This window comes from Micromonospora sp. SH-82 (assembly GCF_051132485.1).
GTDB lineage: Bacteria > Actinomycetota > Actinomycetes > Mycobacteriales > Micromonosporaceae > Micromonospora.
This window is the reverse complement of the sequence record NZ_CP148049.1, coordinates 1,788,177-1,802,203: the sequence shown is the minus strand read 5'-3', so window position 1 is coordinate 1,802,203 and position 14,027 is coordinate 1,788,177. Positions and strand designations below refer to the sequence as shown.

Genomic DNA, 14,027 nt, shown 5'->3' with positions numbered 1-14,027 from the left:
ACCGGGACGGGTGCCTCGCCAGTGGAATGGTGAAAGATCTTGCTGCCCGGCGCATGGGGGGAGCGCCGCAGGTCTCACGTGTTGCCGGGACGTTAGCAAGACATTGCAGGGGATGGAAGGCCTTGCAGAGTCGTCCGCAAGAAGTTGCCTCTGCGCTACAGTGCCGCCATGCGCGCTCGACTGTCCGACATCGCCCAACAGGCCGATGTCAGCGAGGCCACCGTGTCGCGGGTGCTCAACGACCGCCCCGGTGTGGCCCCCGCGACCCGGCAGGCCGTCCTGACCGCCCTCGACGTCCTCGGCTACGAGCGCCCCGCCCGACTGCGCAAACGCAGCGCCGGACTGGTCGGCCTGGTGACCCCGGAGCTGGAGAACCCGATCTTCCCGGCGTTCGCCCAGGTCATCGAGTCCACGTTGGCCCAGAGCGGCTTCACCCCGGTGCTCTGCACCCAGACCCCCGGCGGGGTCACCGAGGACGAGTACGTCGAGATGCTGCTGGACCGGCAGGTCTCCGGGATCGTCTTCGTCTCCGGTCGGCACGCCGACACCGCCGCCGACCACGACAGGTACCGGTCCCTGATCGCCCGGCCGCTCCCGGTCGTCATGATCAACGGGTACGCCCCGGGGATCGGCGCCCCCTTCGTCTCCTGCGACGACCGCGAGGCCACCGAGCTCGCCGTGGCCCACCTGGTGGCCCTGGGACACCGGCGGATCGGCCTGATCACCGGCCCGGACCGGTTCGTCCCGGTGCAGCGACGGGTGGCCGGCTTCCGGGCGGCGATGTCCCGGCTCACCGGACTGGCCGAGGCCGAGCTGGCCGAACTGGCCGAACTGTCCCTGTTCGGGGTGGAGGGGGGCGAGGCCGCCGCCGGTCGGCTCCTGGAACGGGGGGTCACCGGGATCGTCTCCGGCTCGGACCTGATGGCGCTGGGCGCGATCCGGGCCGCCCGCCAGCGCGGCCTCTCCGTCCCCGACGACCTCTCCGTCGTCGGGTACGACGACTCGCCCCTGATGGCGTTCACCGATCCACCGTTGACCACCATGCGTCAGCCGGTAGCGGCGATGGCGGTGGCGGCCGTCCGGGCGCTGGTCGACGAGATCAACGGCCACGGCGCCCCCCACTCGGAGTACCTGTTCCGCCCGGAGCTGGTGGTCCGTGGCTCCACAGCGATCGCCCGCCCCGCCGGGGACACCCCACCGCACCACTCCTCCCCCACCCCCGCCACCCCTCCGCCACCCCTCCGCCGCCCCTGCGCCGCCCCCTCGCCGTCCCGCGTTGATCAAGGGGTTTGCGTCAGTTCGGCGGGTTCCCATGACGCAAACCCCTTGATCACCACGGGAGGCCGGGAGGCCGGGAGGCCGGGAGGCCGGGAGGCCGGGAGGCCGGGAGGCCGGGAGGCCGGGAGGCCGGGAGGCCGGGAGGCCGGGAGGCCGGGAGGCCGGGAGGCCGGGAGGCCGGGAGGCCGGGAGGCCGGGAGGCCGTGGGGGTGGAAGGGCTTGCGTAAGGTTTGCTTGACTCTTTCAGGGGCTTGACGGCATTCTGCTGGGACGTCTGCGCCCGCCCGTCAGCGGCGTGGCCGGACGCCGCCACCGTCCCGCGCCGAAGAACGGGGTCCGAGACCGATGACCACCCGCCACCCCACCCCGCCGACCACCGACGACGACTGGTGGCGGTCCGCCGTCGTCTACCAGGTCTACGTACGCAGCTTCGCCGACTCGAACGGCGACGGCGTCGGCGACCTACGGGGCATTCGGCACCACCTGCCGTACCTGCGCGACCTGGGGGTGGACGCGCTCTGGCTGACGCCCTTCTACACCTCGCCGATGGTCGACGGCGGCTACGACGTGGCCGACTACCGGGACGTCGACCCGATGTTCGGGACCCTCGCCGACTTCGACCGCATGATCACCGACGCGCACGCGCTCGGCCTGCGGATCATCGTCGACCTCGTGCCGAACCACACCTCCGACGCGCACCCCTGGTTCCAGGCGGCGCTGGCCGCCGCCCCCGGCTCCCCCGAGCGGGACCGGTACCTGTTCGCCGACGGCCAGGGACCCGACGGCGGTCTCCCGCCCAACGACTGGGAGAGCATCTTCGGCGGCCCGGCCTGGACGCGGGTCCCCGACGGGCAGTGGTACCTGCACCTGTTCGACCCGACCCAACCCGACCTCAACTGGCGGCACCCCGAGGTACGCGAGGAGTTCCTCGACATCCTGCGGTTCTGGCTCGACCGGGGCGTCGACGGATTCCGGATCGACGTCGCCCACGGCATGATCAAGGCCGAGGGGCTGCCCGACGTGGGCTTCAACTCGATGACCACCGGCCGCCGCCAGTCCGAACTACTCGGCAAGGGTCGGCTGCCCTACTTCGACCAGGACGAGGTGCACGACGTCTACCGCGCCTGGCGGCCGGTCCTGGACAGCTACCCCGGCGGCCGGATGGCGGTCGCCGAGGCCTGGGCCGAGACGCCCCAGCGGCTGGCCCGCTACATCGGCCCGGACGAGCTGCACCAGGCGTTCAGCTTCGACTTCCTCGACGCCACCTGGTCCGCCGACTCGTTCCGGAAGGTGATCGACACCGCGTTGACCGAGTCGACGATCGTCGGAGCGCCGACCACCTGGGTCCTCTCCAACCACGACAAGCAACGGCACGTCACCAGGTACGGCGACGGCCCGCAGGGGCTTCGCCGCGCCCGGGCGGCCAGCCTCCTGATGCTCGCCCTGCCCGGCAGCGCCTACCTTTACCAGGGTGAGGAGTTGGGCCTACCGGAGGTCCTCGACCTCCCCGACGAGCTGCGTCAGGACCCGGCGTTCCTGCGTACCGGGGAGAGCCGGGACGGCTGTCGGGTGCCGATCCCGTGGGACGGGGAACTGGCCCCGTACGGCTTCGGTCCGCCGGGGGGTGCACCGAGCTGGCTGCCCGCCCCGGCCACCTGGCAGGCGCTGTCGGTGGCGGCGCAGACCGGCGTACCCGGATCCACCCTGGAGCTGTACCGGACCGCGCTGCGGATCCGGCACGACCATCCGGCGCTGGCCACCGACGCCGGGGAGGTGGTCTGGCTCGACACCGACCCGGGGGTGCTCGCCTTCCGTCGCGTCGCCGGTCCGGCCGCCCTGACCTGCGTGGTCAACCTCAGCGGCGCACCGGTGACGATCGACGGGTACGGAACGGCGGTCGCCGCCAGTGCCGAGCTGACCCCGGCGGGCACCGGACACGTGCTCCCCGTCGACGCCGCCGCCTGGTTCGACGAGCACCGACCCACGGGGGGATTGACGGTGGGCTCCCCGGGGTAAGCAGAGATCGCCCTGGTCGCCCGGCCGTGCCACGACGCCAGCCGGCGGCCGGGCTCTGACGACCCCTTGTGGTGGGGGGTGAACGGCGGCGGTGCCCGGGATCGTCCGGGTGCCGCCGCCGAGGGGTCTACGCGGTCGCCCAGCGGTGTACGCGGCCAGAGCCCGTGTACCGGCCGGAGCCCCGGTGTACGCGGTCAGATCCCCTTACCGGTGAGCATGCCGGCGATCCGGTTGAACCCGGCCCGCAGCTCGTCCTCGGTGGGTTCGGTGAGGGGCTGGGCGTGCCGCTCCTCCTCGGTGAGGCGGTCCTGTTCCTCGTCGACGGTCTCCTCGTAGTCGCCGTACAGGTCGATCTCGTCGATCTCGGTGGTGTCGCAGACGGCGGTACGGGCGGCGGTGATCTCGTCGCGGATCTCGGCGGCGGAGACCGCCGGCAACAGCGGCTCGACCACCGCCATCAGGGGCTCCTCGGAGACCACCGCCTCGGCGAGGGCGAGCGCGTGGGGGCGCTCGTACGGGCCGCAGACCACCGGCTCCCACTCGTCGGCCTCGTCGAGCGGGCCGAAGGTGATGATCCAGGGCAGGCCGAGCATCGGCGAGTCCGCCGGCAGGTCCAACGTCACGAGTGCGCCCACCGGCTCATCATGGGCCGCGAACATGAGGACGCGGTGCCGTTCACTCGAATTGCCAGGTGATCTTAAGCGGTCGACTCAGCGATCCGAAGCGGTCGACTTAGTCCGGGTCGGATCTTCGTCGCTCGACGGTCGCCGCATCCGGATCATCCGGATCGGTCTCCACGTCGATGTCCCGGGCAGCCGGAGCCTCCGCCAGGTCGACCACCCGACCGTGTCGACTGGTGGCGGCGAGCGCCGCCCCGAAGAGCACCAACTGGTTGAGCAGGTACAGGTAGACCAGCAGCCCGACGGCACCGGCCACCACCGCGTACGCCGGATTGCGCTCCGTCCGGACCACGTAGTACCGGCCCACCGTGTTGAGCAGCGTGATGCCGATCGCGACGACGAGCACCACCGGACGCAGCCGACGCCGGCTCATCCGCAGTCGGGGCACGGCCACCAGCAGCGCGGCGGCCAACACCGCGTTGACGAGCACACTCAGCACGGCGCTGACGGTGGTCAGGCCGATCGATCCGGTGCTACGCAGCAGGAACCGCAGCAACGACTCCAACGCGTCGACGGCGGCCACCGAGACGCCGAGCAGCAGGAAGACGCCGACCATCACGCCCAGGTCGACCAGCCGCCGGACCACCAGGTTGCCGGGCTGCTGGTTGAGCCCGTACAGCAGACGCTGCGAGGAACGGATCGCCTCGATCCAGCCGATCCCGGTGAAGACCAGGATCACCAGCCCCACCACCCCGACGGTGCCACTGCTCTGGGCGATCTGCTCCGGGTCGAGGAACGGCAGGTTCTCCCGGAGGAAGTCGGCGGCGGCGGCGCTGACGTCGTCGTTGTCCTCCAGGATCGCGCCGAAGACGGAATACCCCACCAGCGCCAACGCGAACGCGGCGAAGAATCCGTAGTACGCGATCGCGGCGGCCAGCCGGGCACCGAGCGCCTCGGCGTACAACTCCCCGGCCCGCCAGACGTGGTCGAAGACGGCCGAACGCCGACGGGCACCGTCGAGCCGACGGTCGATGCCGGCCTGGAGCCGCCCCATCACGTCCACGGTGTCATCCTCGCCGATGGAGTCGACGAACCGTCTCGGACGCGGCGACTGTTCAACCGCCGAGCGGGAAGTCCCGACGCGGTTGCCACCTGGCCTGGCCGCTGTGGGAGAACAGGGTGAACGAGTTCACCTCGAACATCGCCGAGAAGTCGGCCAGGTCCTCGTACGCCCGGTCGAGGGCCTCCGGTGCGACGTCCTGGGCCACGGTGACGTGCGGATGGTACGGAAACCGGGCCTCCCGGTGCAGCTCGGCGGCGGACCCGATGGCGGCGGCGAGCAGTTCGCACTCGCTGATCCCCGCCGCGACCGCCACGAACACCACCTGGGTGACCGGCCGGAAGGTGCCGGTCCCCCGCAGGTGCAAAGTGAACGGCAGGTGGGCGGCGGCGACCGAGGCCAGGTGCGCCTCGACCGCCGGGAGCGCGGCCACCGGGATCTCGGTCGGCCCGAGCAGTGTCACGTGCGCCGGGATGTCGGCGGCCTGCGGGTCACCGGCCTCGGCGCGCCGACGGGTCAGGAACGGTCCCCACGGCTGCGGGATGTCCACAGCGATCCCGATCTGGATCGTGCCACCCGCCTGCGACGAGCCCTCGCCACGATCCACCTCAACCGCCACCCCTCTGTGACCCGACCCGTCCACGTTCGCCGCCTCGGGTCACTCGCCCCGAGCCGGCGGGAAGAACCCGACCCGTTCGTACGCGGCGCGCAGGGTCTCACCGGCGACCGCACGCGCCTTCTCCGCACCGGCGGCGAGGAGACCGTCGAGCTGGGCCGGATCGTCCAGGTACGCCGCCGTCCGCTCCTGGATCGGCCTGACGAAGTCGGCCACCACCTGGCCCAGGTCCTTCTTCAGGTCCCCGTAGCCCTTCCCGGCGTACGCCCCGACCAGGTCGTCGATGTCCCGGCCGCTGAGCGCGGAGTAGATGGTGAGCAGGTTGGAGATGCCGGGCTTGGCCTGTGCGTCGAAGACGATCTCACGGCCGGTGTCGGTGACCGCCGACCGGATCTTCTTGGCCGACCGGTTCGGCTCCTCCAGCAGGTCGATGATGCCGCCGGGGGCCGAGGAGGACTTCGACATCTTCGCCGTCGGATCCTGGAGATCGGTGATCTTCCCGGTGTCCTTGACGATGTGCGCGGCCGGGACGGTGAAGGTCCGCCCGAAGGTGGTGTTGAACCGCTGGGCCAGGTCCCGGCTCAGCTCCAGGTGCTGACGCTGGTCCTCGCCGACCGGCACCGCGTCGGCCTGGTAGAGCAGGATGTCGGCGGCCTGCAGGACCGGGTACGTGAAGAGGCCGACGGTGGCCCGGTCACTGCCCTGCTTCTGCGACTTGTCCTTGAACTGGGTCATCCGGCTGGCCTCGCCGAACCCGGTGATGCAGCCGAGGATCCAGGCCAGCTGGGCGTGCTCGGGCACCTGGGACTGGACGAACAGGGTGCTCCGGTCCGGGTCGATGCCGACGGCCAGCAGCTGGGCGGCGGCCCGCCGACTCCGCTGGTGCAACACCTTCGGGTCGTGCCCGGCGGTGATCGCGTGCAGGTCGACCACGCAGTAGAACGCGTCGTGGGTGTCCTGAAGGGCCACCCAGTGCCGCACCGCGCCCAGGTAGTTGCCGAGGTGGAACGAGTCGGCGGTCGGCTGGATGCCGGACAGGACGCGGGGACGAGCGACGGCGTCGGACATGCAAGCGATTCTGTCAGTCGTAGGGTGAGCACCGGCACGTACCCCGCGCGGGGCGACCCAGTCAGGAGGAAACGACGTGAGACTGCTCGTCACCGGAGGGGCCGGCTACATCGGCAGCGTGGTCACCCGGATGCTGCTCGACGCCGGACACGAGGTGGTCGTCCTCGACGACCTGCGGACCGGCCACCGGGTCGCGATCGCCCCCGAGGCCGTCCACGTCGAGGCGTCCCTCCACGACGTCGCCCGGGTCCTCACCCCGGAGGCGGGGTTCGACGCGGTGCTGCACTTCGCCGCGCTGATCGCCGCCGGGGAGTCCATGACCCGGCCGGAGCTGTACTGGCATACCAACACCGTCGGGTCGCTCGCCCTGATCGACGCGGTGCGGGCCGCCCGGGTACCGAAGCTGATCTTCTCCTCCACCGCCGCCGTCTACGGCGACCCGACCGAGGTCCCCATCCCGGAGACCGCGGTCAAGGCCCCCACCAACACGTACGGGGCCACCAAGCTCGCCGTCGACATGGCGCTGACCTCCGAGGCGGTCGCGCACGGGCTGGCCGCCGTCTCGCTGCGCTACTTCAACGTCGCCGGTGCCCACCTCGACGGCGACGTGGCCCTCGGCGAGCGGCACGACCCGGAGAGCCACCTCATCCCGATCGCCCTGGAGGTGGCCGCCGGGGTGCGGGAGAAGCTCCAACTCTTCGGCGACGACTACCCCACCCCCGACGGCACCTGCGTCCGCGACTACATCCACGTCGCCGACCTGGCCCGCGCCCACCTGCTCGCCCTCGACGCGGCGACCGGCGGGCAGCACCGGATCTACAACCTCGGCAACGGCAACGGGTTCAGCAACAGGCAGGTGGCCGACGTGGTCCGGGAGGTCACCGGGCGGCCGGTGCCGGTGGAGGTCGCCCCCCGGCGCGACGGCGACCCGGCCGAGTTGGTCGCCTCCTCCGCGCTGGCCCGCGCCGAACTGGGCTGGGTCCCCCGCAAACCCACACTGCACGACATGGTCGCCGACGCCTGGGCCTTCTACCAGGCACACCGGCTGGCCCGGCCGTGACCGGCACGCCGGACCCCCGTCCCGCCGCCGGGGACGTCGCCCACCGCGCCGGGGCAGCCTTCGAATCCGCGTTCGGCAGACGACCCACCGGCAGGTGGGCGGCGCCCGGCCGGGTCAACCTGATCGGCGAGCACACCGACTACAACGACGGGTACGTCCTCCCCTTCGCCCTGCCTCTGCGTACCGTGGTCGCCGCCGCACCGCAGGACGGGCGGACCTGGACGGTCCGGTCGGAGCTGACCGACGAGGAGGTCACCTTCGGCGTCGACGAGGTGACCGGGCCGGGCCGGGTCACCGGCTGGGCCGCCTACGTCGCCGGGGTCGTCTGGGGGCTGCTGGAGGCCGGACATCCCGTCCCCGGAGCGCACCTGTACATCGCCTCGGACGTCCCCCTCGGTGCCGGGCTCTCCTCCTCGGCCGCCCTGGAGGCGGCGGTCCTGGCCGCCCTCGTCGACCTCGGCGGGGTGCACCTGCCCGACGAGGACCGGCCCCGGCTGGCCCAGCGGGCCGAGAACGCGTACGTCGGCGCCCCCACCGGGATCATGGACCAGTCGGCGGCGATCCGCTGCCGCGCCGGACACGCACTGTTCCTCGACTGCCGCACCGAGGCCGTCGACCACATCCCGTTCGACCTGGCCGCCGCCGGACTGGCGATCCTGGTGGTGGACAGCCGAGCCCCGCACCGCCACGCCGACGGGGAGTACGCCGCCCGCCGCGCCACCTGCGACCGGGCCGCCGACCTACTGGGGGTACCCGCCCTGCGGGAGGTGCGGGTGGTCGACCTGCCCGGTGCCCTGAACCGGCTGCCCGACGACGAGACCCGCAGCCGGGTCCGGCACGTGGTGACCGAGAACCAGCGGGTCCTGGACACCGTCGACCTGCTCCGGGCCGGCCGGATCCGGGAGATCGGCCCCCTGCTCACCGCCTCGCACGCCTCGATGCGGGACGACTTCGAGATCACCGTCCCCGAGATCGACACGGCCGTCGAGGCGGCCCTGACCGCCGGTGCCCTGGGGGCCCGGATGACCGGCGGTGGCTTCGGCGGGTGCGTCCTCGCCCTGGTCGACGCCGACCGCACCGAGACGGTCGCCGCCGCCGTCACCGACGCGTACGCCGACCGGGGCTTCACCGCCCCCACCCACTTCACGGCCCTCCCCTCCCCCGGTGCCACCCGTCTGTGAGGAAGTGCCCCTTGTCAACGCTTCCGATCTAGCGGACGGCCTGCCCGAGGTTCGGGTCGAACCCGGAGGCGGACACCGCCGTAGGTAGAGCCGACCGAACCCCAGCCGGCTCACCGAAGAAGGCGGAAGGAGGCCCCCTCAGATGGTCGACCCCCATTCGAGCCACGACCCCTACCAGCCGCCCGATCCGTACGGGGACTGGGATCCGGACCAGGCCGACCTCGCGACGCCCCCTCTGAATCCGGCGACCCCCACCTTCCTGCACGACGGCGACACCGCCATGGACACCGACCAGGACGACATCGACTCCGACTCCGACCCCGGCGACCCGATGTCGTACGAGCACGCCGCACCCGCCGGCCACGACCCCGACCCTTCGGGCGACCCGATGGACTGGAGCGGCATCGACTTCGACACCGGGGGCGGCCCCGGTGACGTCGATTTCAGTGGTTTCGACTTCGGTGACATCGATTTCGGCGGTGTCGGCGACCGCAGTGGCCCCGCATCCCCACTCGGACCCGACACCACCGGTGCACCGTCGCCCGCCCCGCCGGTTTCCAGACGCCCCTCCCCGGCCGCCGTCACCACCGTCGCCCGACTGAGGTCGCCACGACCGCGAGGAAGAACGGCGGGACCGTCGGCAACGACGTCGTCAGGCGGTCCGAGCACCGGAACCGGCCGCCCCGCGTCGCCCCAGGCGGAGAAAGCCGGGGAACTCGGCGAGCCACAGTGCGACTACTACCTGGAGGAGGTGGTGCAACTCGCGAGCCGTCAGGGGATGAAGATCAGCACCAATCAGATAAGGGCGCAGCACATCCGGGCCTTGGAGGTCCACGAGAAGCTCAGAAAAGGCAGTCTCCGAATGCCGAGGAAGGGACGCAGTATCGACGCGAAACTCGAAGTCGTCCCGCCCACCCCCGCACCCCTCCCGGCACCGGCGTCGGCACCCAAGTCTGCGCGTCCCCGCCGATCTGCCCTGGTACGTGAGTCTGCGCCCTCACCCTCACCCGCCCCTGCTCTGGCACGCGAGCCCTCACCCGCCCCGGTGCCAGTGCCGGCGCCCGTGCCGGTATCGGCAGCGGGGCGCGAGCCTGCCACCGCCTCCCGTTCGCAGGGCGAAGGTTTCCCGGCCCCGTCGAGAGTGACGAAGATCAGGGACATCATGGAATTCAAGCGTCGACAGGGAATCGAGATACAGCCCTCACACATCCACAATAAGCATCTTCGGGAGTACGAGAAGGAGATGAGGTACCGCCCGGAGTGCCTGGCGTTCTCGTTGGCCGGAAGGAAGGCAGACATGAACCTCGTGTACCTGCCGGATCCGCATCCCGAGGCTCAGGCGAGGGCTAGACATGACGACCTTCTCGCACACCTGAAACCAAACAGTTCGAGCACCGCCAATACGACTGAGTACGATCATTGGTCGGCGCGATTCGGTGATCCGGGGACCCGGGACGGAGCGCTACGCGAGATCACGGTGGAAGTCGTACGCCAGTGGCTCGCCAGGAACGGCGTCGACATGACCATGAGCTGGGTCAAGACAGGGCACTGAAGTGATCTCAGCGACTTTGCGGTAGGTATTTGTACTCGAAGTGGGTCAGGTGCAGGGCTGCGGTAACGATGTCGCCGATTCGGCGTGGGCTGACGGTCGTGTGGCGTAGCGTCTTCCAGCGTCCGATCAGGATCGCGAATCCTCGTTCTCCTTGCCAACGTAGACCGCGTAGCAGTCGGTTGTAGGCGCGGTTGTCAGGTGCGAGTCGGCGGCCGTCGGCGGGTTGCTTGACCGGGGTCATGATGCCGTGACCTGCGCTTTCGTAGCCGGAGTCGGCCAGGGTCGGTAGGTCGAGTTCGGCGGCGGACCAGTTCAGGGCAGCGGTGATCCCGAGTTCGCGAGCGCAACTGGTGTCGTGTAGATGCCCGGGCAGCGCCGCCGATGTCCAGATCGGCAGCCCGTCGGGTCGAATGATCGCTTGGACGTTCGCGCCGAAGTCGCGGTGCTTTCCGGAGAACCAGGCATCGATCACCTCGCCCTTGACCGACAGGGTCGTCTCGGTGAGCCGGTCGCAGTCGAACAGCTTGCCGTCGAGGATCACATGCGACCAGTCGTCGGCCGCGGCCCGACGCAGAGCGGCATGCAGGTCGCCGGCCTGGGCGGCGAGCACGGCGACGCCCTCGTCGCGGTAGCGGTAGGCGGTCGCCCTGGAGATGCCGAAGCCGGCGGCGAGCAGGGCCATGTCCTCGGCCTTGCGGAACCAGACGAGCACCATCAAGGCCTGGTAGAAGCAGGTCAACGCCCGGGTGCCACGGCGGGTACCGCAGGCCCGTCGCTGTGCGTACAACAGATGCGCGAGGTGCTGCACGAGTTCCCTCGGGACGTCGACCATGGCACGATAGGCAATCACGTGGAGCCCTCTCGAAGACGTGGATCTGTCGCAAGGACATGTCTATCGATGGCTCCACGCCTGTTTCCACTGCCGCCCGACTCGCGTCCTTCGCCCGTGTCGCACCAATCAAACCCTTTGCGTTGCTGAGATCACCTCACTACAGAGCATTCGAGAGCCAACACGACATAGCCTGGGGGAGCTTGAGTGCCCCGGGGCGTCGAGGGGCCGAGAACGCCACCCTCGTCTTCGATCCGTGGGTTGCTCGTGCCGCCACGGCCGCCCGGCTCGGGTCACCGTCGGCCGATGTCCAGCTCGACCGGCGTACGCAGGATGTCGCCCCGTCGCAGCCCTCGCGCAGTCATCCCCGAACCGGCTCCACTTCCCCTCCCCTCTCGGGTGTCCGGTGAGCGGGGAGGGCCTGTCGACGGTAGGCGTTGAAAGGAGGCCGGCCCTGCCCTTTAGACGATCATTCCGGCGGCGACGGTGCGGTTGGTGGTTTCGTCGATGATGATGAACCCGCCGGTGGTGCGGTTGCGGCGGTATTCGTCGGCGAGGAGGGGGATGGTGGTGCGGAGGCGGACGCGGCCGATGTCGTTGAGGGTGAGGTCGGTGGCGGTGTCGTCGCGGTGGAGGGTGTTGATGTCGAGGCGGTAGTTCAACGCCCGGATGATGGTGCGGGCGGTGCGGGTGGTGTGTTTGATGGTGTATTTGCCGCCGACGCGCAGGGGTTGGGTTTCGTCCATCCAGCAGAGCATCGCGTCGATGTCCTGGGTGGGGGTGGGGGCGTTGTTGGGGCGGCAGATGAGGTCGCCTCGGGAGATGTCGATCTCGTCGGTGAGGCGGACGGTCACCGACATGGGTGGGTACGCCTCTTCGACGGGTCCGTCGGCGGTCTCGACCGCGCTGATGGTGGAGGTGAACCCGGAGGGGAGGACCATGACCTCGTCGCCGGGTTTGAGGATGCCGGAGGCGACCTGTCCGGCGTATCCGCGGTAGTCGGTGACGGTGGTGGACTGGGGGCGGATGACGTACTGGACGGGGAAGCGGACGTCGACGAGGTTGCGGTCGGAGGCGATGTGGACGTGTTCGAGGTGGTGGAGCAGGGCGGGGCCTTCGTACCAGGGCATGTGGGCCGACCGGGTGGCGATGTTGTCTCCGGCGAGCGCGGAGACGGGGATGATGGTCAGGTCGGTGATGTCGAGTTTCGCGGCGAACGCGGTGAACTCGTCGGCGATCTGCTCGAACACCTGCTGGTCGTAGTCGACCAGGTCCATCTTGTTGACGCACAGCACCAGGTGCGGCACCCGCAGCAGGGAGCACAGGAACGCGTGCCGGCGGGACTGCTCGACCAGGCCCTTACGGGCGTCGACCAGGATCAACGCCAGATCCGCCGTCGAGGCGCCGGTGACCATGTTGCGGGTGTACTGGATGTGCCCGGGGGTGTCGGCGATGATGAACTTCCGCCGAGGCGTCGCGAAGTAGCGGTAGGCGACGTCGATGGTGATGCCCTGTTCCCGCTCCGCCCGCAACCCGTCCGTGAGCAGGGCCAGGTTGGTGTACTCGTCACCCCGCGCCGCGCTGACCGCCTCGACCGCTTCCAACTGGTCGGTGAACAGGCTCTTGGTGTCATACAGGAGTCGGCCGATCAACGTCGACTTCCCGTCGTCGACACTCCCGGCCGTGGCGAACCGCAACAGATCCATCGGCCGCCCCGACCCCGTCTCGACCCCGCCCGCCGTGGCGGTGCCGGTCGTCGTGGCGGGCGTTACGGTCCCGGAGGACTCCACGTGCACACTCATCAGAAGTAGCCCTCTCGCTTCCGGTCCTCCATCGCGGCCTCGCTGACCCGGTCGTCACCACGGGTCGCACCCCGCTCGGTGATCCGCGTCGCCGCGACCTCCGCGATCACCGCCGCCACATCCGCCGCGTCCGACCGCACCGCCGCCGTGCAGGACGCGTCCCCGACCGTCCGGTACCGGACCCGCTCGATGAACGGGATCTCACCGGCACGCGGACGGATGAACTCGTTCACCCCGTACAACATGCCGTCCCGGGAGATGACCTCACGGTCGTGCGCGAAGTAGATCGACGGCAACGGGATCTCCTCCCGACCGATGTAATGCCACACATCCAACTCGGTCCAGTTCGACAACGGGAACACCCGGATCGACTCACCCGGATGATGCCGACCGTTGTACAACGACCACAACTCCGGCCGCTGGTTCTTCGGATCCCACTGCCCGAACTCGTCCCGGAACGAGAACACCCGCTCCTTCGCCCGCGCCTTCTCCTCGTCCCGCCGCGCCCCACCGAACAACGCGTCGAACCGGTGCTTCTCCACCGCCTCCAACAACACCGGCGTCTGCAACCGGTTCCGCATCCCGTCCGCCGACTCCCGCACCAGACCCGACACCAGGGCCTCCGGCACCGACGCCACCACCAGATGCAACCCCAACCCCGCCACCCGCGCGTCCCGATACTCCAGAACCTCGACGAAGTTGTGCCCGGTATCCACATGCATCACCGGAAACGGCACCGAACCCGGCGCGAACGCCTTCTGCGCCAACCGCAACATCACGATCGAGTCCTTACCACCGGAGAACAACAACACCGGCCGCTGCATCTCCGCCACCACCTCCCGCATCACGAAGATGCTCTCCGCCTCCAAGGCGTCGAGGTGAGAGACCTGGTAGGCCGAGGGTGAGGTCATGACCCGACCTCGCTTCGAGGGGTGCCGCGCATGG

At 70.2% G+C, this 14,027-nt stretch carries 11 protein-coding genes and 1 pseudogene; 5 read left to right on the top strand and 7 right to left on the bottom strand.

Annotation, left to right across the window (positions count from 1 at the left end; genetic code table 11):
• Positions 1-150 precede the first annotated feature (150 nt).
• Positions 151-1,188, top strand: a pseudogene (locus WHN02_RS08440) (LacI family DNA-binding transcriptional regulator); the annotation flags it as partial.
• Positions 1,189-1,623: 435 nt separating this feature from the next.
• On the top strand, positions 1,624-3,294 hold the full coding sequence (locus tag WHN02_RS08435) for a glycoside hydrolase family 13 protein (protein WP_434742825.1): 1,671 nt from the start codon (positions 1,624-1,626) through the stop codon (positions 3,292-3,294).
• Between the two features lie 194 nt (positions 3,295-3,488).
• Here the strand turns inward: WHN02_RS08435 and WHN02_RS08430 are convergent, their stop codons facing one another.
• The 4 genes from WHN02_RS08430 to trpS form a co-directional block, all read right to left on the bottom strand.
• Positions 3,489-3,929: a hypothetical protein gene (locus tag WHN02_RS08430; RefSeq protein ID WP_434742824.1), complete on the bottom strand. Its 441-nt coding sequence runs from the start codon at positions 3,927-3,929 to the stop codon at positions 3,489-3,491.
• A 97-nt stretch (positions 3,930-4,026) separates the two neighbouring features.
• On the bottom strand, positions 4,027-4,977 hold the full coding sequence (locus tag WHN02_RS08425; RefSeq protein ID WP_434742823.1) for a YhjD/YihY/BrkB family envelope integrity protein: 951 nt from the start codon (positions 4,975-4,977) through the stop codon (positions 4,027-4,029).
• Positions 4,978-5,029: 52 nt separating this feature from the next.
• Positions 5,030-5,581, bottom strand: a complete 552-nt coding sequence (locus WHN02_RS08420) for a 2'-5' RNA ligase family protein (protein ID WP_434742822.1) — start codon at positions 5,579-5,581, stop codon at positions 5,030-5,032.
• Between the two features lie 51 nt (positions 5,582-5,632).
• Entirely contained in the window at positions 5,633-6,658 is a 1,026-nt protein-coding gene (gene trpS / locus WHN02_RS08415) for a tryptophan--tRNA ligase (protein ID WP_434742821.1), read from the bottom strand.
• 130 nt (positions 6,659-6,788) lie between these two features.
• Between trpS and galE the strand changes: the two genes are divergently transcribed.
• The 3 genes from galE (at position 6,789) to WHN02_RS08400 (ending at position 10,451) form a co-directional block, all read left to right on the top strand.
• Positions 6,789-7,718, top strand: a complete 930-nt coding sequence (galE, locus tag WHN02_RS08410) for a UDP-glucose 4-epimerase GalE (RefSeq protein WP_434743873.1) — start codon at positions 6,789-6,791, stop codon at positions 7,716-7,718.
• On the top strand, positions 7,715-8,899 hold the full coding sequence (gene galK / locus WHN02_RS08405; protein ID WP_434742820.1) for a galactokinase: 1,185 nt from the start codon (positions 7,715-7,717) through the stop codon (positions 8,897-8,899). Before galE ends, galK begins: the two co-directional genes overlap by 4 nt.
• A gap of 142 nt (positions 8,900-9,041) precedes the next feature.
• Positions 9,042-10,451, top strand: a complete 1,410-nt coding sequence (locus tag WHN02_RS08400) for a hypothetical protein (protein WP_434742819.1) — start codon at positions 9,042-9,044, stop codon at positions 10,449-10,451.
• A 7-nt stretch (positions 10,452-10,458) separates the two neighbouring features.
• On the opposite strand, the gene WHN02_RS08395 is transcribed toward WHN02_RS08400, so the two are convergent.
• The 3 genes from WHN02_RS08395 to cysD all read right to left on the bottom strand — a co-directional run bounded on the left by WHN02_RS08395 (position 10,459) and on the right by cysD (position 13,993).
• Entirely contained in the window at positions 10,459-11,133 is a 675-nt protein-coding gene (locus WHN02_RS08395; protein WP_434742818.1) for a transposase family protein, read from the bottom strand.
• Positions 11,134-11,741: 608 nt separating this feature from the next.
• Positions 11,742-12,986 (bottom strand): sulfate adenylyltransferase subunit 1, encoded by a 1,245-nt coding sequence (locus tag WHN02_RS08390; protein ID WP_434743872.1) that lies wholly within the window; start codon positions 12,984-12,986, stop codon positions 11,742-11,744.
• A 95-nt stretch (positions 12,987-13,081) separates the two neighbouring features.
• The gene (cysD, locus tag WHN02_RS08385; protein WP_434742817.1) at positions 13,082-13,993 is read right to left on the bottom strand and encodes a sulfate adenylyltransferase subunit CysD; all 912 of its coding nucleotides are present in this window, start codon (positions 13,991-13,993) and stop codon (positions 13,082-13,084) included.
• Between the last annotated feature and the right edge of the window lie 34 nt (positions 13,994-14,027).